The sequence below is a fragment of the Nitrospira sp. MA-1 genome (assembly GCA_032139905.1).
GTDB lineage: Bacteria > Nitrospirota > Nitrospiria > Nitrospirales > UBA8639 > Nitrospira_E.
On record JAQJDB010000007.1, the window covers coordinates 930,431 to 950,156 of the forward strand.

Genomic DNA, 19,726 nt, shown 5'->3' on the forward strand with positions numbered 1-19,726 from the left:
TGGGCTGCCGGGCCGAAACCCGGCAACATTCATGAATTCAAAAAATTCCCGTTGACGAAGTGTGCTTGAGAATATGGTTAATTTCCTTCGGTATCAGTCGGAAAGAAAGGGAAATGCCTATAGATCTGCATTCTCATCTCTCAATCGAAGCCGAATCGATCAAGAAGACCGATGTGAGGGCCGTGATAGAGCCTATCATAGATCGAAGTCATCTTCTTTCCATTGTCTCTTAATGGCTGCGGCCCTTTTCCGCTGTCTGGTAAACGCCCAAAAGGCCAGGAGGGTGATCGCGAGCCAGACCATTCCGGAACTGGTGGCCACCGGGATCCAGCGACTCCAGAGCGTCTGCCGGCTCCAGAACTGTTCTTCTGCTTGTCTGAGTGTCATAAAGGTGGTTTGAGCAAAGGCTTCAGAAAAGGGGATGCCTTGTCGAACTTTTGCCAAAATCCGTTTTGGGGTATCCTGGCCTGTGTGTTCCAGAAGGTCTAAGGTAAAGGCGTAGGCCAGGACATAGGCCCGTCGGACGGAGGCCTCGTCTTTGACGAAGAGGGTGTTGAGATCATTCAGAGAAATTTTCGTGTCTGAAACCATCGCCCAGACTAATCTGGCTCGATCTTCTAAATCCCACCTTCGTGCGGTCATCATCGCTAATCCTTCATCAAACCACCGGGGCAGAGGGTGTTCTCCGGCTGCCCGATGGGCCAGGATATGGCCGATTTCATGCAAGAAGACATCATTGAGTGAATTATTCGGGTAAGTCAAACTCCGGTCGGTGAGGAGCACAATGGTGGAGGCCCCACCCATTGCGTAACCAGACATCCATGCTGGCGCTTCCTGTGCAACGGGCGATCCGTTTGGCGCCAATATGACCCGAATCGGTGGTCCGGGGTGTTGGAGCCCCATAAAGTCCATCATGCGCTGAAGAGACTGTGGATTGATGTCTTTCAGTTGGGCAGCTACTGGTTCCAACGATTCCGGGGCTTCCATGATGAATTGGGGGGAAGCCGCTCCCATCAGTAGCCTGGGGTTGGCTATCATGACAATGATCGTCAGGAACAGAAGCTGAAGTCCAAACCTCCTAATGAACCTATGGGACTTGTGCAAACTATGTTGAATGGTATCAACACACAGGGGCTCGACGAGGGGAGTGAGGAAAGCTTGAGAAACTGGGTGGTTTTCCGATGACCTGGGTTCAAATCTGTGCATTCAGATGATCAAGAATGATGCGCGCGTCGGTGATGGGATCCGTGGTCATGGGCAACTGAGTTTGTTCGGTCACTTTAGTCAGGAGTCGTTGCGCGGCAGCTCTCACAGATACAGGTAAAGTCTTTTCTCCTTGGATCTGACGAAGGTGATGCATGGCATCTCCCTTCCAGGTCGGAAGATTTCGTTCCTCTGCCCAATGCTGCGAGGCCAGTGCCACGGCTCGTCGTGCGCACACTCTGGCCAAACCATCGTTCCCATCCTGGAGCCCCATGGCAGCCTTGGTAAGTTCGTATTCGATCTGTTCAGACCGATTCATGATTGCTGCTGCGCCGTGCGACCGGCGTAAAGTTCTTTTCTGGTCGCAATTCGATAAATGTGGACAATTTGCTCGTCCCGGTCGATGGAATAGAGAATGCGCCAGTCACCGACTGCATATTGGATGAGACCGGGGAGGTCGTCGTGCAGAGGTTCATGCCGAAGATTGGCAACATTGGAGGCCAGCCACTTGGTCTTATCCAACAAACGCTGAGCCATGCTCTGGTCGGTTGCTTGAAGGTCGTCCAGAACTGAGGGCAGATAGCTGACACGATACCAGGCCATGTTATGTCACCAGCGGATTCCGAGGCGTTCGGCGACGTTGTCTCCTGTCACCCGTTCCTTGGACTCCAAGACCTGTTTCAACTGCGCGCGCACCTTATCGTCAAGGGCCAGGCCAAGATCCGGATCGCCCAGCAGTTCACATAGCCGGTCGTCCACCATACTATTCACCAGTTCTTTGAATTCGTTCTGAGAGAGATCTGAAAGTTTCATTGTGAGGGCTTCCTTTGTGGGAATTACCGAGCATGTTATTGTTCAACACAATTGAAGAATGTTCTCCAATCCTCATTAAAAGCTTCCGGCCTCAACAACATCATCCAGGCTGTTAATGTCCAGCCAATGCCCGACGGTATAGAGAACCCTTATCGAATAATTTCTTCGTAATAATTCCTGGAACAGGGTTGCCATTCCAGCTTTCCTGTGAATCGGGTCGGCAAGAAGTTCGGTAAGGATTTCATGTAATTGCGCCACACCCTGAGCCGAGACTTTAAAGAATCCCATCCACACGCCATGAATCATGTTCGAAGGAACTGCCCTGCCTAATTGTTTGAGATGAATCTGGGCGTTAAAGGCTTTTCGGGAATTTGGAGCGGTGCATTCGGCAAATCCCCCAAGCCTGGTATAACTTGTTTTGCCTCGCCAGTCACTGTCCACAAAAATCACAAAGTCATCTTTTTCTTGAAGAAGCGCTTGCGGGATATAGGAATTGAATAGGACATCCCCATAGGAAATGATGATGTCTTGCTCGTGTTTGCCTTTTACCTGAAGCGCTTTGAAGAGCGAGTTTAATTCCCCGGTTGTGGCAAAGTCATTGTTATCCACGTAGGTCAGATTTACCAGATTCACGGCTTCTTTTTTATATCCTCGGACAACGGCAATGTTTTTGATTCCTACCGTGTTATAGGCGTCCACAATGTGTGATAAGATCGGAACTCCGCGAATGTTCACCATGGTTTTTGGTTTGTCTTCCGTCAGTTCCCCCAGCTCATCTCCACGGGAGGCGGCCAGGACGATGGCTGAAGCCCGGTCGGCGCTTTTCGGAAGGTAGCGTTGCTCGGCTTCCATGAGTTCAGCGGCACCTTGCAGACGAAAGATTTCTGAGACCGGCACAATGTGATCCTCAATTGATAATAGATTTTCTTGTTCCTTGAGGACGCGGGCCGTCGTTTGCATGGTGGCGACGGCGGCGCGGAGCATGTGGTTTGCCCAAATGACCATGGAAAAGCCATGCTGCCGGAACACATCGGTTGGAGTTGAGTAGTATTTTGTCGGCACAATCACCACGGGTGATCGATTGCTCCATTCCCGTTTGAATGCCAGAATTTCCTCAGGCACCGCCAGAGCACTGTGAATCAGGATCCCATCAGCCCCGGCCTGGCGATAGGCCTCAGCCCGGCGCAAGGCTTCAGCCAGTCCCCATCCGCAAATGAACGCTTCGACCCTGGCGATGATGCAGAAATCCGGATCTGATTGGGCATCTTTTCCGGCTTTAATTTTTCCACAAAATTCTTCCATGTCGGCCATGGGCTGCGTGTCACCCTTGAGAAAACTATTGGTCTTTGGAAACAACTTGTCTTCAATGCACACGGCCGCGATATGCCGCTGTTCCAATTTACGAATGAGACGCTGCATATTATTAAAGTTGCCGTAGCCAGTATCTCCATCAAGGAGAATCGGAATCCGAGCCGCGTCAGACATAAATTCCAGATTGTCCAGGACCTGAGTCCAACTTGCCTCGTTATTATCCCGCACGCCGAATTGAGCTGAAATGGAGAGACCGCTCGCCCAGATGCCATGGAATCCTGCTTCTTCCACGATCTTGGCGCTGAGCCCATTGTGGGCTTCACAGATAAACTCAAGCTGGGGAGACAAGAGGAGCTTTTTAAATTGCGTGGATTTTGAAGGCTGGTGTTCGCTTGGCATAATCAGTACATGTGACAGAGTTTCTGGTTGCTCAATGATGTACTGGAGTCTACATCAAGGGGAATCTTGATGCCAAACCTTTCCCGATCTGAAGGAAGGCGGGAATACCTTTGGCCTTGGCATCTGTTGCATGAACGTGTGGGCAGTCATGGGCCCAAAGCTTGTGACTGTGATTGAGGGTGGTGGAGCCATAAGATAAGGGCATAGCCACGAGACCATGCCCTTGTCCTATGGATAGTGAACGATTTATGGAGTGCGGCTGGTGATCTCAAGAAGATGATAGCCAAACTGGGTTTTGACAGGGCCGTGGACTTTGCCGAGTTCGCCGCTAAATACGACCGTATCAAATTCTTTGACCATTTGACCGGGGCCAAACTCGCCCAAGTCTCCACCTTGCTTGCCTGACGGACAGGTGGAATGTTCCTTAGCGGCGGCGGCAAAATCGCCTCCATTCTCAATTTGTGTTTTTAAGTTATTGCATGCTTCTTCTGTTGAAACCAAAATGTGACGGGCACGCGCTTTTGCCATGAGCATTCTCCTTTTAGGCTAAAAATTTGAACAATAGCCTTTTTCCCATGATTGACCAGTCGAGGTCAAATTTCATGAGAATCTATCTATGAAACCAGTGAAATCTCCGGATCCTGAAGCCTTTGGTAGAAGCGCGAATGTGCCGGTATTCAGGAATGAGTCGGATGGACGAGGCCCGGTCAACGTGTGAGACTGAAGGCCGGTGAAAGGGGGAAAAAGCCTTAGGAGAAGAGCACGGGATGTGAAAGAACAGTAGGCAATGATTGAGTAGATAGTATTAGTTGTCGGGATTCATGGCCAGATAATCACAAATGAAATCCAAAACCAATTCATCAAAATTGTTGAAAATGGTTTTGACCCCACCCGCCGTCACGACGCCTTGTTCCCAGGTAATCGCATGTCCCGTGGAGGAGTTATGGACAAGGGCCACCAGTTGGTGGACTTCAAGATCGATTCGACAGGCATAGCGTTTGGGACCTAAGGGAAGGGCCGCCATATTGACATATAAATAGGGCTCTCCGGGCAATTTGGCGGCTTCGAGTTCTTTGACAAGGCGAATACCCGCGGTTTGTAGTTGTGCCTCCACGCGTTTTCGCACCTCACTTCGGTTTAATACCCCTCTCAGTTCCGGTCCCAAGTCCTCGACGACCACATAAATGCCATGTATCCCTTTTAGTGATTCATTCCTCAGCATAGAATTATCAACCTCTCCATCAATTCGTTAAGCCAATAGCATGTGCTCTTCGTGTGCTAAGGGATTGTAGACTTATTCACTTAGGCTTGTCCTCTTTCGCCTTCCGTAAATAATCACCAAGTATGCCCCGGCTGTGTTCATCATCGTGGCAGTAGACGCAGAGGTTTTCCCAATTCGATCCGTCCGGGGGATTGTTATGGTGATTGCCGTCCTTGTGGTGCACCGTGAGGAGGTGTCTGGTCTTGAGGTCAAATTCTCTGGCGCATTTGGCACAAATGAGCCCGTGAATCTTGAGTGACTGTTCCCGATAGGAGCTGTTGCTCGAGGAGGAAGCCTTGGGTCGCAGTCCTTTGAGGAGTTCGTCAATGGGTTTGTCGACTGCGGGTTTTTGAAGCCGTCGCAGTTTATTCCGACCCCGGTAGGCATTCCCCATGATGTGCGTCCTTTCAAGTGATGGCGTGGATGATCTGTCGCCAGCGATGAATAGCCGCGTAAATCCAATGCCAGGATTCTCAAAGTTTTCCCGGTCTTTGTCAATGCAATTTGAAAGGAGACCGTTGAGTCTGGCTGATGTGTCGACGATCGTTGAATGCAGCCTTCGAAATGTTTGGGGAAGAATCGTGTGGTGTGAGGTCTGCGAGTACTATGAGTTTGGTGCTATTATGATGATGAGTTCTACCGAGAAGATTCGTCTGATCATTCCTTTTAAAGGCACCTGCTTTGAGGCGGGTGCTCTCACCAGGAGGGTGTCATGTTTGGTCCTATTACGCTTCCCTTTGGGGCGAAAATGTTGTTCAACACCGTCAAGCTGAAGCCCGGCATTACCTTCGATCAGGTGGAGTTGGCCGTGGGAGAAATGTGCATGGTCGTCAAGGAAAACTATGGCGGTGATAAAGGGGGCTTCATCGCCGGGCAGGTGTTCAAGTTTTCCGGGTTCGTTTCTGAGGAAGGGTCCCTTAGCGAATCAAAAACCGCAGATGACCATTACGCGATTGTGACCTATTGGAGTTCATTTGAGGATCACGAGAAATCTCATGCCGATGAACTGTTCAATAAGACATTCGCTGCTTTGGCTACGATGTGTTCTGAGACGAAAGAACTTGGCTACGATATGCTATGGCAGGGTGCGGCGAAGACTTCATAATATTTTCGACCTAAGGGGAGGCCCGTCACCCACCTGGCCCGGAGTCGGCCAGTCGGCGGCTGGGGAAATGGGTTCCTCATAAAATAAAACAGTGCAGCGCGATATCGAATCCTCTCCTAATTCAGGCATTCCCACAGCATTTTTTATACTTTTTCCCGCTGCCGCAGGGGCACGGATCGTTCCGTCCAATCTTGGCCTCGGTACGAACGACCGTTCGAACTCCAGGACTTTTGCCGTCGGAGAAATACCAGGTTCCCTCATGTTTCCGAAACTCGGCGAGTTCATGATGGATTTGAGGGCCTTCCTCTGTTTCAAATGTGGCCTTGAATTCGACGAGGCCCGTTTCATCGTTTAGTCCACCCTGTTGCGTTGCGAGAATTTCTAACCCCGCCCACTTCGTTGTTTCCGCCCACTTGCGATTGGCTTCAAGGTCGATGTCGTGTTTGGTTTTGGGGTCATGAGTCTTTTCAATAAAATCCATCTGGACTTGGGTATAGGCCGAATATCTGGCCCGCATGAGTTGCTCGGCCGTTTCGGCCTGTTTCACTCCGGTGATGAAAGGATCACAGCATTGCTTAAAGGTCTTTCCACTCTGACACGGACACTGCATATGCGACTCCTTTTCTAAGTGCATGCAAATGGTGATGGAATCTTGTACGTCGGGAGTGCCGGAAAAGTCAAAATGCTCCGCATATAATTTTTCTCGAAAAGTATGGGTGGGTCCGGTGAGCTGTCTTCCCACGCCCTATCTCTGCTCGCCCCCCCCCTCTGAATCGCTGGTCTATCTATATGGGGTAAGCCATGCTCGGGGGATATGGAAAAATATCCCGTACCCACCCAGATGGCGAGCATGGATTTTTTGGCGGGCAACCGGCTCAATAGCCCTTGGTGCCTGCAGACCGGTCATTTCTCTCTATTAATAAAGTGTAGGATTATGATTGGGCCGAAAGCCCGATGAGGGAAATGGGAAATGTGTGGAAGTTATTTGTCAGTTGAGTTAGGCTTTTTGCACATCTTATGACGTAGCTCCGTATGGAAAGTAGCGTTGAGTGAAAACGATGAAGTGGCATAGGAATTTGAGCAGGCTGCACTTGGTCATTCGCAGCAGTAATAATTTCATGATTGGCTTTATCCCAAAATTCATTCATGGGCTCCGGAGGAACGAACATGAAAATGTACAACCGAATGCTCCTTGCGTGCATAATCATCCTGATGCTCGCATTCATTGCAACACTGAGCTATGGGGCGGAGACGGTCCGGGTCAGTGTCAGCTCTGGAAATCTACAGGCCAATAATACGAGTTTTCGTCCAGACCTTAATGAGAATGGCAGACTGGTTTCCTACTATTCCTCCGCAACCAATCTGGTGCCCGGTGATACCAATGGGGTACGGGATATATTCGTGTACGATCGGCAAACCCAACAAAACACGCGCATAAGTGTGGCGACGGGCGGAAACCAGGCCAATGGCGAGAGCCTTGACCCCGCCATCAGTGCCAATGGACGTTATGTGGCATTTCGATCGGCCGCCACGAACCTTGTCCCGGGAGATACCAATGGGGCTATTGATGTGTTCGTCCACGATCGGCAGACGGGCATGACGAGCCGGGTTAGTGTGGCGACGGGCGGGGGCCAGTCCAATAACAATAGTTTCACTCCATCCTTGAGTGCTGACGGCAGATTCGTGGCGTTCCACTCCTTTGCGACTAACTTGGTGCCGGGGGACACCAATAGAGTCTTGGATGTGTTCGTTCATGATCGGCAAACAGGGGCGACCACCCGCGTGAGTGTGGCCACAGGTGCCATCCAGGGGAATAATACCAGTCGAGCGGGATTTCTCAGTGCGAATGGTCGCTTGGTTGCGTTTGAATCCGATGCGACGAATCTGGTCCCTGGGGACACCAATGGTGTGCGAGATATGTTTGTTCACGATCGACAAACCGGGGTGACGACGCGTGTGAGTGTCGCCACAGGCGGAGGACAGGTAGATGGTGCGAGTGTGGATGCCGAATTGAGTGCGGATGGTCGCTATGTGACATTTCAGTCGGATGCGACGAATCTGGTCGCTGGCGATACCAATGGAGTGGGGGATGTGTTTGTCCATGACCGTCAAACAACCACGACCACGCGCGTGAGTGTGGCAAGTGGTGGTCTCCAAGGGGGTGGAGAGAGTTCAGAGGGGACCATCAGCGGGGATGGACGATTTGTCGCATTTCTTTCTTTTGCCACGAATCTCGTTCCTGGCGATACCAATGGCGAAGGTGATGTGTTTGTGCATGATCGTCAGACCAACACCACCACCAGGATGAGTGTGACGACTGGTGGGGTGCAAGGCAATGACTTTAGTTGTAATCCTGCCATCAGTCAGGATGGTCGGATAGTCGGATTGTTTTCCGATTCAACCAATCTTGTCCCTGGTGACACGAATGGACTCCGGGATATTTTCATTCATAACCGCACGACGGACTTTGATTTGGATGGGGATGGCAAGGCGGACATCGTGTGGCGCCATACGATTACCGGGGCGACGGCCATTTGGTTGATGAATGGGACGACCATTGCTTCCCCACGTTTTCCAGGAGGAGTTTCTGCGGTTTGGGAAATTGTCGGTATCGGCGATGTAAATGCCGATGGCAAGGCTGATGTCATTTGGCGCAATAGCACCAGTGGCACGGTTGCCGTGTGGTTAATGAATGGGCATATCATCACCTCAGTCGGCTTCCCGGGCACCGTCCCCACTGGTTGGGTGCTTGAGCAAATTGGAGATGTGGATGGGAATGGCACGGCAGACCTCATTTGGCAAAACACCAATAGCACGGTGGTCGTCGTGTGGCTGATGAATGGAGCAACCATTGCTTCATCCAAATCCCTCGGCGGTGTCCCGGGTGTGTGGAAGATTGTCGGATTGGGTGATGTCAATGCCGATCGCAAAACCGATATTATCTGGTGGAATAGTACCAGCGGGGCGGTGGCCATATGGTTAATGAACGGGCTTACGGTCCAGTCGATCGGAGTCCCAGGTAGTGCGATTTTGGCCTTTGAGGTAGCCGGGGTGGGGGATGTCGATGGTAACGGGACAGCTGATTTGATCTGGCGCAATACCGGCAGCGGTGCGCTGGCTTTCTGGTTGATGAATGGACTCACCATTGGGAACACGGGTTCCTTGGCGGGTAAGGTCTTGGAATGGGAGATTGCCCAGGTTAGTGATCGGGATGGTAGCGGGAAAGACGATATTACCTGGTTCAATACCAATTCAGGTGAGGTCGAAATATGGCTGATGAATGGAGTTACGGTTGGTTCAACAGGTTCTCCAGGCACCACCTCTCCGAGTTGGGAGATTCAATAGGAATGAACTCAACCAATGCCCCAAGGAGCAAATAAAGTTATAGGACTGGCTAAAGACCGGTGAAAGGAGGTTTCTTAACTAACTGGGGCCTGCTGGAGGAATCCCACTTGGAACAATAGAAATACGAATGGTCGACCATGATGTGGAAGTGCAACGGGGGCCTGGTTTTGCCAAAGACCAGCCCCCTTCCTTTGTCCAACTATGGAAGAGCATCGTATCCAAAGAATCAGGTTGTCCATGGCAAAATGATGCCAACAATTGTGAAAAAATGTAAAAAATTAAACTCATATTTTGAGAGGTGGCAACATCACCTTTATCCGGTAGGAACAGCTTTGCGAAATGATGTTCCATAATCTGTCGGGTTCAATCATGGGGGAAAGGACAGGACCTATCCCATTTTGCGAATCATTGTCTAGATATTTCTTTCATTTTGGCAGCTTATCCGTCTATGACATTCCGGCGTCCAATCTGTTGAAATGAAAATCAATCCGAATCTTCCTCATAGGATGAGCAAATGTAATCTTGCAGGAATAAAAGGAGCAAAAGCCTTATTGTGCCACATTCCCGAAAAAATGAAATTGCCAAGTTTCTGGCGGACTTGCTGGATCGGCGTTATTCGATTCCGGGGACTTCAATCCGGATTGGCTTGGATCCCATCATTGGTCTGATTCCTTATGTGGGTGATGCCATCGTGAGTGTCGCCGGGGCATTCATTCTTATCGTGGCTGCTCAATCGCAGCTTCCCAAAATCGTCTTGATCCGCATGAGTCTCAATATTGCGATCAACGGCATGATCGGGGCTATTCCCATTCTCGGTGATCTGTTTTCTATCTGGTTTAAAAGTAATGTCAGAAACCTTGACCTGTTGGAGCGATATTCCGCTAGGGATCGCCGTCTCTCAACTGTGGGGGATTGGGCTTTCGTGGTGAGCCTTTTGTTAGGAATCGCTTTCGTGGTCGTGGGTACGGTCGTGGGGATTATCTGGCTTCTCAGACATGTCTGGGAATTTTTACAGGGAATACAATAAACATTCTAATTATTGAGATTGACCTCAAGCCGCATTCCCAATACCAGAGCGTTATTCCTGCCGGGAACCGTTCCGGGATTAATGACGTATTGAAAATCCGGTTGAATGACGAGGTTTTGATTCACAAAGATGGAATGTGTCAATTCCAACGTGATCTCCGTACTCTCAACCGTTCGTCCTGCCCGCCGTTGAGACTGTTTATATTCATGGCTATTCACTGCCGCGGCCAATCCAATCGCGGTTCGATCAATGGTTCGTTCCGGGATTAATCCCTTATAAATGAACCCGCCGCCATAATACTGGGCAATGCGGTTCACATTGGGATCAGCCATTCCGGCTCGACCAAAGAGAGTCAGTCCCTGATCGTTGTCGTCCTTTTCATGAAACACATCATATTCCGCTAACCCATATATGCCGAAGGTGCCATCTTGCGTCACAGGTTTTCCCGAACTATTGACCTTGTTAAGTTGATCCACAGAAGTAGTGTATCCCCAGAATCCGAGAGCAACTTTTGCTTCATAGACGAGAGGAGCGGATCTTCCAATCCGGCGGAAGGTCAGGCGCCGAGGGAGCTCTTCAACAGTTTTTTCCTTTGTTTGTGTTAAATCAGCCGTGCTGTATTTGTAATATGCCAATTCCATGGAACCGAACAGGCCATCATCTTTTCTTAAGCGAACGTGAGTGCCTCGAGCATCATTGGGATCCCCCGGTACGCCATCGGCAACCACGGCGCGAACCATGAGCGAATCGGTGAGGATGGCTTGCGTCCTGATTCCCAGAGAGGTCGCAGGAAAGGTGGACAGGTTGTTTCTTCCACCAGCTCCAAGTTCCGCTCCGGTCCCGAAGGAGCTATTCAGGAAAAGTGTCGACGCGGAGACGATGACATCAAATTCGGAGGTGATATCATACAGGCCGGCAAGCAGAGAAAAGCGCTCAAAAAGATTATGCTGATACCAGGCTTCAAACAGTTTCCATGTATTTGGTGCCGCAATGTTGCTCACGCCTTGGATGTCACCGACATTTTTGCTTGGATCGCCCCCATATAAGCCCAAGCCATACAGAAAAACCGTGCCCCTCCAATTAGGCATTAATTTTTTTATATCGACGGTGAGCAAAAGATCCAGATCCCCGGCGAGAGCGGTCTTTCGATGAATGCCGCCGGAAACATTGGAGAGGATATCCATGGTATTGGTGGCTTCCAGGAGGAGCCCCTGATCCTTTAAACTTTTTCGGACAGCCTTTGGTTTTTCGATGATCTTTTCCATTTGCTCAACCGCCCGACTTTCTTCAGAATGGGCTAACAGGGGAATCAACAGTACCAATAGAAATAGCCCAGAAAGAAGGAGGAGAATTTTTCTAGATCGACTGAATTTCATTCTGTGGAATGATACTCCCATCTTCCTGGGACAAGGATTGTAGCCGGGGAAGCCGCCTCCTTCTGAGGGTTACAACTTTTGGCTCATACCATGGATTGCTTTCATCCATTTCTTACGGCTAGATAAAGCACTTCTTTCCAATGCGCATGTTCGTCAGAGGCGAGTGTGTCCCTGAAAGTCAGATCATGATAGGTATTTCCCGGTGCAAATTCATGCCTTTGGGTGCAATGAGTTCGTTGACTATTGTTGGGAAGAACAGTTTTGCAAGCAACAAGCCTAGCAAGCACCTTCCTTATGTCAATGAGCGAGACATTGTTCTTTCATTGCGATCAATCAGGCTGCATTGCAGAAAAAAGGTGTTAAATCCTGTATGGCCCGATACCGGTTTCCTTTTCCCAAGCGCTATCCCTTCCCATTCTTCTGTTTACCCAGTTTCGTGAGATTAGTGATCCAGGTGTTTGGTGATTAAATCTCGGTTCCGTTGATTCAGGGCAGACGGTCCACCCGTATCAACCTCGCTGGCTCGAAGCGTATCCATGAAATCCCGCCGATAAGCCTTAAAAAGAACGTGGTCCCACCCTATCCCTTTTTATAAATTGGAATCTTCCATACTTGATTTGTTTAAACTAGATCTATTCTTTTCAGCGATTCTCCAAAACGAATCGGCATGCTTTTCAAATTCCCGTTTTCCTCAAAACTAAAAAAGTTATCCAAATTGATACACCGTCGTATCCGATTAGATACAGCGTCTCGACAGCAGGCTGCATACTAAAGAAGCCTTCACCATAAGGTATTCGCTTTTCTTATGAAATTCCTGCATAAAAAACCCAACTCAAATTCAATGCCTTGGCCTTACCTTTGCAGCTTTTTTCAACAAGTTTCCAATCCGTAATAGCTAAAGAAACAATGAAGAATTTTGAATGCGATTGTGGCGAAATACATAAGTCCAAAGGGCGGGAAGAACACGTGACACATCATGGGATCGAGTGAAACCCAGAGTCTCCCATTTAGGGGCCAAGGAAGGGACTATGAATAGACGGAAAACTCCGAGGGTAATAAGGTGGTCAACGGATCTATTGCACTTTCCGCAATTGGTACCTCTTTTAATTTTTCTACTTGTCACGATGACAAGTTGTACGCTGAATGTGGCAGGGGACGCTCGTCTTCCTAATCACGTCGTCATGTTAGACGAAAAAGGAGAGTTAATCGATATAGGTGAACATGACAAGTGTCAGCCTGAATCAAGAAATTGCAATTTTAACTATTCTGCTCTGAATCACGACGACGGCAAGAAAAGAATTACCCGTAAAATTGAGGAACTCAGATCTTTTCAATCCAATAAGGAATTTTGTGAAAATGCAGGATATGAACCAGGCATACCCATAGGCTACCCTTCAGCCACGGATGAATATGAAATTTTAATCTTTGTCCACGGAGGCTTGAACACCCAAAACGGAAGCCTTGAACGAGCAGCAAGCCTCTTCCCTAAGATTTTGTGTGAAGGGGGGTACTATCCTGTTTTCATTAACTGGAAGTCATCACTTTGGTCGAGTTATGGAGAACACTTAGTCAATGTCAGACAGGGAACCAGGTACGACTTTCTCCATTGGCAAACGTTACTCGCCCCTACTGTCTTCGTTATAGATATTGCTCGAAGTCTTGCCAGAGCCCCGGTAGCTTGGGCTGAGTTATTTAGCAATGATTTCCAGGGTAGTATATTTCATAGTGCAGCCACCGAACATCAAATGTTGAGGGATCTCATTACAGAAGCAAAGGGCGATCAAGGCAACAACATAACAGTTTCCTCCTTGGATCAAATAACAGAATCTTCAGGGTTGAAGACTTTATGGTCCACTTTTACGTACTTCCTCACCCTACCCACAAAGCTGGCTTCTGTGCCGTTTATCGATGCGTTCGGGACAAGCGCATGGTCCAACATGCAACGACGAACGCAGATGCTCTTTCATACCCAAGAGGAATCGGAGTTCAACTCAAAGGTAAGACAATATCATCGAGAGAAGATACTTAATTCCGGAACTCTTGAAGATCTGACATACCTTGACGCGCAGGGTGGACTGTCCCTCTTTTTGAATGAACTCATTGAAAAACTCAAGGATGAACCGAAAAAATACAGGATTACGCTCGTGGGCCATAGCGCAGGAACGATAGTTCTGAACCAATTAATCAGAGAATTCGGGGAAAGAATCAAAATAGAGGCCCCTAATATCTCTGTCTCAAAGATTGTCTATTTGGCAGCCGCATCAACCATTCAGGACTATCGAGGAAGCATTTGGCCCTATCTCAGGATGGACGGGCACACTAAGTTTTATAATTTGATGCTACATAACAAATCGGAGGCACAAGACAGCACCGTTGTTCCATTTCCTTTATTGAAGGAATTTGAATGGGATCCAGGGCCCCGTGGCTCCTTACTAGTTTGGGTTGATGCCTTTCTGTCGAATCCTTTGACGGCAGAGGACCGTACGGTTGGAAAATTCACAAATCTTATGAAAACCGTGCAAGAAACACCACGTGATATTCGAGGGCAAATCTATCTGAAAGTGTTCAACATTGGTGGTGAATATGATCCCGTGCACCATGCGGGTTTTGGGGATAAATTTAAATTCTGGGACGACGGTTGTTTGAATCCTACCCATCAAAATGAAGGAAGATGTTGGACTGAAAAGCCATAACCACAAAACAGAAAAGGAAAGTTATGAAAAGGGCCTCTGTTCGTAACTGCATCTGTTTCTGGAGTGTTCTGGTATTTATGGTTTGGTCATCTCCAGGATTTGCAAAGCCTCCCCTTCAGAGCGGGAATATTCAGCTGGCTCAGGTTATGCCCATTAGTCCCTCTTCACCAATAAGTGATATGCCAGAAATCGGAGGAAAACCGGTCATGTTCAAGTGGACAAAGCTAAAAAGCCCCGACTTGAAAAATTATTATTTGTATGTTGAAGACAGTAAGGGTGACCTCAAAATAACCCAAAGGGTTACGCCCGATGAGGCTGAGTGTAAGCCTGAAGATAATTCCGTTATATGTCAATATAAATTACAAATTTCAGACGCTTCAGGCACTTGGTGGATTCGAGCAGAAGGGACGGATGGTGCTGGCAAACCTATATTTGGCCCATATGGAGAATTACTCTTTCTTGGCGCCGAAAGCCAAGACAACGTCGCGAAATGTATAAAGCGAGATCGGGACTCATTGCGAGGAGACTTGCCTAGTATTTTTTCATTCGGGCGGGATGCAGAGTGGTCAGTAGGGCAAGCCGTTTCTGCGCAAATGATTAAGTATAATTTCGCGACAAAGAAGGCGGGCTTTAATACTGGAATTGGTGTTGGTGCTGCCTTTCGCCTCTTCGACCATGTCTCTTTTGACCCTAGCGATAAGCTTAAACAAAAAATAGGAGAGACAACTTATGCCCATCTACATGACGACTCTCAAACTGGCAAAAAATTGGTCCCTGTCTCTTATATAAAGCAGGATTGTCGGGCCGAGAATTTCAGTCTATCCTCACGGCTAGCGGCTCCCATAATTTCTGTAACTCCCACCATCTATATCACGAAGTCAGATTCCAAAGAAGAATTGGCTGTCGAGCCCGCAATATTGTTTGGATTCTGGAGGGATATTTTAAACTTTGGAGTCGGCTTTAACCTTACTGGGAAAGATGGAGAGGTAGGCGACGTCTTTCTATTGTTTAGTATTGGTGCAGGATTCGATTTCTAGGAAAGTTAAATCCAACGTTCTTCCTATGCACATTTTAATGCAGATAGAAAGGCCGACGAAGGATGATTTTGGAGAACCTTGGTAAATTAAAGTCTTAGAATTTTCTGTGGTTAGATTATTCTTTGCATTGACTATTTTACAGTCATCTCTGACCGTTATAGGAGCAACAGGCTCCGCCTTCAACGCAAGGATTCCAAATAATGGATTTTGCGAAAGTCTTTCCAAAGCCGGAGCCGACATTCAGTTTCCTAATAAGACTATATAGTGGTCCCTAGTCCTTCTCTTTCTCCTGTTTAACAAGGTTCGTTAAATAGTAGTCGAGGTGTTTGGCGAATAATTGCCGGTCCCTCTGGCTTAAGGACGACGGCCCGCCTGTGTCAACTCCACTGGCTCGAAGTGTATCCATAAAATCCCTCATCATGAGACGGGCTTGAATCGTGTCGGGTGAATGCATTTCCCCACGCGGATCAAGCGCATGCCCACCTTTGGCAATCACCTCGGCGGCAAGCGGAATATCGGCGGTGATCACCAGGTCGCCGGCCTCAAGTCGTTTGACGATTTCGGAATCCGCCACATCAAATCCATCGGCGACTTGGATGGCCGAAATATAGGGAGATGGCGGGGTATACAGGAGGCGATTGGCGACAAGTGTCACCAGCACCGCTGTCCGGTCCGCCGCACGAAATAATATTTCTTTAATCACCTTGGGGCAGGCATCGGCATCAACCCAGATTGGCATGGTCGACCTTTGTGGTTTAGGAGTGAAAAAGAACCGCTATCTTTGGATGTTTAAAACGTCCGTCTGGATTGGGAGAAAAGGAAGAGCGATTTTGCCTCACAAGCACCGGAGTCGTCCATTTATTCACACTTCGTGACCCAGACGCCGACATGAAGAGTTGAACCTGGAGGGCCAACGAACGATCCCTCGATGGGCGGAACGGATTCGGGCAATCTTGCGACGGCCACGGCAATATGATCGGTTCCGGCCATGGTTCCACCAGTGGGATCAAACCCCTTCCACCCAGCCCCTGGCAGGTAGACCTCGGCCCAGGCATGGGTGGCGCCATAATCGGTTGCTGATGGTGGTGCGTGGAGATACCCGCTGACAAAGCGCGCAGCGAGACCTAAGCACCGCGCCGCTTCCATAAAGAGCAAGGCAAAGTCCCGGCATGAGCCGGTGCCGTATTCCAGTGTCTGCCCCACCGTTTGAACGCCAGGTTCTTCCCGTACTCGATAGGATAGGGTTTGGTTGATGTGGGTGCCAAGGCGCTGCAGGAGCGTGTACGTCTGAATCGGTTCTTCCGGTTTCCAAAAGTTCGCCATCCATTCAGTCAGTCGATCTTTGGTGTTTTGCTCGGGATATGCCATGTAGGGCAGCAGCATGATCCGGTCATCGGGTTGATAGGTAAACGGGTAAGCGACAGCGTAGTCGGCGACGAGAAAGTCGAGTGGAGCCTCATTGAATTGCTGGATCATGACTTCGCTCTCAACCACAAGTTGATTAGCAGGACTATCGAAGGTGGCAGTGGCCACCGAATTGCCTTCTACATCCCGATGCCAGAGCAGGGTCGCAGGCGGTGTGAGCTTCAAATTTAACGACTCAATGTGCAGGTCATAGTCTTCTCTCGGACGCAAACGCAAATGATGCGGTCCAAGTGTCACCGCACCCGAAAAATTATAATACGTCCGATGAAGAATTTTATAGCGCTGCATCCGGCATCCTATTCTGCAATGTCAGCGGCATCAAATATTTTGTTGAACATGATGATTTAAAAACGACAGAAATTGTTGACCTGCAGAGGGTTGCAATTAGGAGTTTCCACGCGAAACTTTGTCTGAACTAATTAGAAGGTCATTGGTTTGTTTTAATTTAAGGACAAGGATCTGGGCGTTTAATCCCCACGGGCAATTTTGTTTTTTTATCGACACAGGCTTCGTCAATTTGTTCTTGCGTTAGCTCAAGGGTCTCACTTAAATCGACATCAAAAAGTTTTGTTTTTGAAAATGCAACGCCCTTTAAATTGGCCTTATCAAAACTCACGCTCCGAAGGGTGGCATTTGAAAAATTAGCACTTCCTTCCACCGGATCAAAGAAGCCAAAGTTTGGAAAGTTTTTCGGATCTTTGAACCTTGGATATCCACCTGAAAAGTTAGCTTCATCAAAATTAACCAAAACAAGAGTTGTAGATTGGAAGTTGGCTCCTGCCAAATATGATTCTGCCATTTTGGTATTTATTATCAATGCCTTTTCTAAATTAGTTCCTCGTAGGTCGGTTTTTTTGTAATTTCCACCCATCAGAATCGCATGCGTAAGGTTTGCCCCCGTTAATTTTCCTTCTTCAAGATTAATGTTTAGAAAGGCTCTAGTTAAATTTGCCCTTTCAAAATCAGATTTCCTCAGATCGACGCCAAATAAATAAGCATAACTTAAATTTGTAGCTGCAAAATTAGAATTTACCCAAAATACTCCTTCTGCTCGGGCGAAACGAAGATTTTTTCCGCCCAAGTAAGTGCCCTTAACTTTTGATATTTCATTTATTTCATTATTCCAATTGTCTGGTATTTTTGAAAGTTCTTCATTGTGGAATTCTGCGTAGGTTCTGAGGCCAAGCTTTTGGGAAATTTTTAAGACGGCATTACTAATGCTGGTAAGCCAGAGCAGGTTTTCAGGAATATCAAGAGTAACTCGACTTTCTTGGCGTGCTTTATATTCCTCGGGTTCCAAAACAATAACCGGCCAGGGTTGGGTTCGAGTTATCCCTAAAGTAGCTAAACCAACTTGGTCCGTGAGAACAAAAATGCTAATTCCTAAAATCCAACTTATGATGAGAATCTTAGGGCTGTTTTGAGTTTTGCTAAGTGTTAAACCAGCTAAAGAAAAAAAATAACTCCCAAATCCCAGGGCAATAGAGAATATTGCCGCCAAAACAGACATGAAAATCCCGTCATGCGTTGGTATGACTCGGACCCAAAAAAGACTAAGAATAAAAGGGGTCAGGCACCATGCAAGTAAAAAAGAAGCAATAAATTGCAAAACAAACAAATCCGGGAGATTTGTCTGCAATCGAGGGATATAGGCGCGAATGAAGCCACTAAGCAGCCATGGGAAAACCTTCTGATCCAAGGGCTTTCCATCCGGGAAGATGGCTGGTAGAAGTGCCATTTCTTCCCATAGGCGTTGTAAATATAAATGAAACCAAATGTAGATACCTAGCAAAATGAGGGGTGCCACGTAGAAGAATGGTGTAATGGGAATTGCAGTTTGAATTATGGGTAAATTGTAATATTTTGAATTTAAAAATAATTGGGAATCCGTAGTGGTGGCGACAGTTAACCACGAATACAAACAACCCACCAACATTAAAATAAAAAGTTTTCCAGACTTTTTAGAGAGTTCTTCAATTCGAGTTAGGCCTTCAAATTTCCTAATGTCTTCGGGGATTTTGGCGCCGGAAACATTGGTCCCAGCTAATTGGCTACCAAGAAGCCCAGTAACTTTTTCAAAATTGGAGTCCTGGAAATTAGATTCATTAAGCTTTGCTCTTAGCAAAGAGGCTTCTTCAAAATTACTCTGGGAAAACTCCGAATTCCTTAGATCGCTTCCGTCAAGCTTTGCCTTTTTAAAACGGCATTTCTCAAAAGTGGAATTGCCAAGGTTTGCGTCAAGTATGAACGAATTATCGAAAGAACAGTCATAACATTTTGCCTTCACAAGGGTTGATTTATTTAAATTGGCACTTTCAAAAATCACTCTTTTGAGATCTGCCTCAATCAGTTTGACGCTCTCAAGATAACTGCCAGTGAAGTTGACATTTTCTATAAATGCCTTGGAAAGATTTTTCCCGTACAAAGAAAAAGAAATTTCATTTAGGTGAGTTTTTGTGAGGTCAAGGTTTTCTAAGGTGGCTCGAATTCCCTCGTGTCCATTTGAATGTAGCCATTTCTCATGCTCAATGCATAGGGCCTCCATCTCTTCTTTTGAAGGTGTTTGATAGCCTGTGTAAAAATCAGCCTCCATTTAAAAATTCTTTTTCTTTATACGATTCTTTTTGTTCATGATTCGAAGTGTGAGCCTAAGTTAGGTAGGATAGTGGGTATTGCCGGATCTGGCGAGTTTCTCATGCTCATACTTTTTCCCTAATGTTTCCAATCAGGA

At 47.7% G+C, this 19,726-nt stretch carries 18 protein-coding genes and 1 pseudogene; 5 read left to right on the top strand and 14 right to left on the bottom strand.

Annotated elements, in window-relative coordinates:
• Positions 1 to 195: 195 nt before the first annotated feature.
• The 8 genes from PJI16_17040 to PJI16_17075 all read right to left on the bottom strand — a co-directional run bounded on the left by PJI16_17040 (position 196) and on the right by PJI16_17075 (position 5,381).
• The gene (locus PJI16_17040) at positions 196 to 1,038 is read right to left on the bottom strand and encodes a hypothetical protein (GenBank protein MDT3779273.1); all 843 of its coding nucleotides are present in this window, start codon (positions 1,036 to 1,038) and stop codon (positions 196 to 198) included.
• Positions 1,039 to 1,192: 154 nt separating this feature from the next.
• Positions 1,193 to 1,522: a hypothetical protein gene (locus PJI16_17045; protein ID MDT3779274.1), complete on the bottom strand. Its 330-nt coding sequence runs from the start codon at positions 1,520 to 1,522 to the stop codon at positions 1,193 to 1,195.
• Positions 1,519 to 1,806 carry a type II toxin-antitoxin system mRNA interferase toxin, RelE/StbE family gene (locus PJI16_17050; protein ID MDT3779275.1) on the bottom strand — a complete coding sequence of 96 codons (288 nt, stop codon included), beginning with the start codon at positions 1,804 to 1,806 and terminating at the stop codon, positions 1,519 to 1,521. The genes PJI16_17045 and PJI16_17050 overlap by 4 nt, the downstream gene beginning before the upstream one ends.
• A 6-nt stretch (positions 1,807 to 1,812) precedes the next feature.
• Positions 1,813 to 2,016, bottom strand: coding sequence for a hypothetical protein (locus tag PJI16_17055; GenBank protein MDT3779276.1), 204 nt, complete (start codon positions 2,014 to 2,016; stop codon positions 1,813 to 1,815).
• A gap of 75 nt (positions 2,017 to 2,091) precedes the next feature.
• Positions 2,092 to 3,726: a phosphoenolpyruvate mutase gene (gene aepX, locus PJI16_17060; GenBank protein MDT3779277.1), complete on the bottom strand. Its 1,635-nt coding sequence runs from the start codon at positions 3,724 to 3,726 to the stop codon at positions 2,092 to 2,094.
• A 246-nt stretch (positions 3,727 to 3,972) separates the two neighbouring features.
• Positions 3,973 to 4,254 (bottom strand): peptidylprolyl isomerase, encoded by a 282-nt coding sequence (locus PJI16_17065; GenBank protein MDT3779278.1) that lies wholly within the window; start codon positions 4,252 to 4,254, stop codon positions 3,973 to 3,975.
• A 277-nt stretch (positions 4,255 to 4,531) separates the two neighbouring features.
• A complete protein-coding gene (locus tag PJI16_17070; protein ID MDT3779279.1) occupies positions 4,532 to 4,948 on the bottom strand; it encodes a hypothetical protein in 417 nt (138 codons plus the stop codon).
• Positions 4,949 to 5,024: 76 nt separating this feature from the next.
• Positions 5,025 to 5,381, bottom strand: coding sequence for a YajD family HNH nuclease (locus PJI16_17075; protein ID MDT3779280.1), 357 nt, complete (start codon positions 5,379 to 5,381; stop codon positions 5,025 to 5,027).
• 318 nt (positions 5,382 to 5,699) lie between these two features.
• Between PJI16_17075 and PJI16_17080 the strand changes: the two genes are divergently transcribed.
• A complete protein-coding gene (locus tag PJI16_17080) occupies positions 5,700 to 6,092 on the top strand; it encodes a hypothetical protein (protein MDT3779281.1) in 393 nt (130 codons plus the stop codon).
• A gap of 121 nt (positions 6,093 to 6,213) precedes the next feature.
• Here the strand turns inward: PJI16_17080 and PJI16_17085 are convergent, their stop codons facing one another.
• Entirely contained in the window at positions 6,214 to 6,702 is a 489-nt protein-coding gene (locus tag PJI16_17085) for a YchJ family protein (protein ID MDT3779282.1), read from the bottom strand.
• 557 nt (positions 6,703 to 7,259) lie between these two features.
• Here PJI16_17085 and PJI16_17090 point away from each other — a divergent pair.
• Together PJI16_17090 and PJI16_17095 are read left to right on the top strand one after the other, a co-directional pair.
• Positions 7,260 to 9,437: an FG-GAP-like repeat-containing protein gene (locus tag PJI16_17090; protein MDT3779283.1), complete on the top strand. Its 2,178-nt coding sequence runs from the start codon at positions 7,260 to 7,262 to the stop codon at positions 9,435 to 9,437.
• 553 nt (positions 9,438 to 9,990) lie between these two features.
• On the top strand, positions 9,991 to 10,464 hold the full coding sequence (locus PJI16_17095) for a DUF4112 domain-containing protein (protein ID MDT3779284.1): 474 nt from the start codon (positions 9,991 to 9,993) through the stop codon (positions 10,462 to 10,464).
• Positions 10,465 to 10,469: 5 nt separating this feature from the next.
• Here the strand turns inward: PJI16_17095 and PJI16_17100 are convergent, their stop codons facing one another.
• Both PJI16_17100 and PJI16_17105 read right to left on the bottom strand, forming a co-directional pair.
• Positions 10,470 to 11,840 (bottom strand): carbohydrate porin, encoded by a 1,371-nt coding sequence (locus PJI16_17100; protein ID MDT3779285.1) that lies wholly within the window; start codon positions 11,838 to 11,840, stop codon positions 10,470 to 10,472.
• Positions 11,841 to 12,282: 442 nt separating this feature from the next.
• A pseudogene (locus tag PJI16_17105) lies at positions 12,283 to 12,387 on the bottom strand (YaiI/YqxD family protein).
• Positions 12,388 to 13,279: 892 nt separating this feature from the next.
• Here PJI16_17105 and PJI16_17110 point away from each other — a divergent pair.
• Together PJI16_17110 and PJI16_17115 are read left to right on the top strand one after the other, a co-directional pair.
• Positions 13,280 to 14,533 carry a hypothetical protein gene (locus PJI16_17110; GenBank protein MDT3779286.1) on the top strand — a complete coding sequence of 418 codons (1,254 nt, stop codon included), beginning with the start codon at positions 13,280 to 13,282 and terminating at the stop codon, positions 14,531 to 14,533.
• A 23-nt stretch (positions 14,534 to 14,556) separates the two neighbouring features.
• Positions 14,557 to 15,570 (top strand): hypothetical protein, encoded by a 1,014-nt coding sequence (locus PJI16_17115; protein ID MDT3779287.1) that lies wholly within the window; start codon positions 14,557 to 14,559, stop codon positions 15,568 to 15,570.
• Positions 15,571 to 15,841: 271 nt separating this feature from the next.
• Here PJI16_17115 and PJI16_17120 read toward each other — a convergent pair whose 3' ends face one another.
• The 3 genes from PJI16_17120 to PJI16_17130 all read right to left on the bottom strand — a co-directional run bounded on the left by PJI16_17120 (position 15,842) and on the right by PJI16_17130 (position 19,588).
• On the bottom strand, positions 15,842 to 16,309 hold the full coding sequence (locus tag PJI16_17120; GenBank protein ID MDT3779288.1) for a YaiI/YqxD family protein: 468 nt from the start codon (positions 16,307 to 16,309) through the stop codon (positions 15,842 to 15,844).
• 119 nt (positions 16,310 to 16,428) lie between these two features.
• A complete protein-coding gene (locus tag PJI16_17125; protein ID MDT3779289.1) occupies positions 16,429 to 17,283 on the bottom strand; it encodes a transglutaminase family protein in 855 nt (284 codons plus the stop codon).
• Between the two features lie 157 nt (positions 17,284 to 17,440).
• Positions 17,441 to 19,588 carry a pentapeptide repeat-containing protein gene (locus tag PJI16_17130; protein ID MDT3779290.1) on the bottom strand — a complete coding sequence of 716 codons (2,148 nt, stop codon included), beginning with the start codon at positions 19,586 to 19,588 and terminating at the stop codon, positions 17,441 to 17,443.
• Between the last annotated feature and the right edge of the window lie 138 nt (positions 19,589 to 19,726).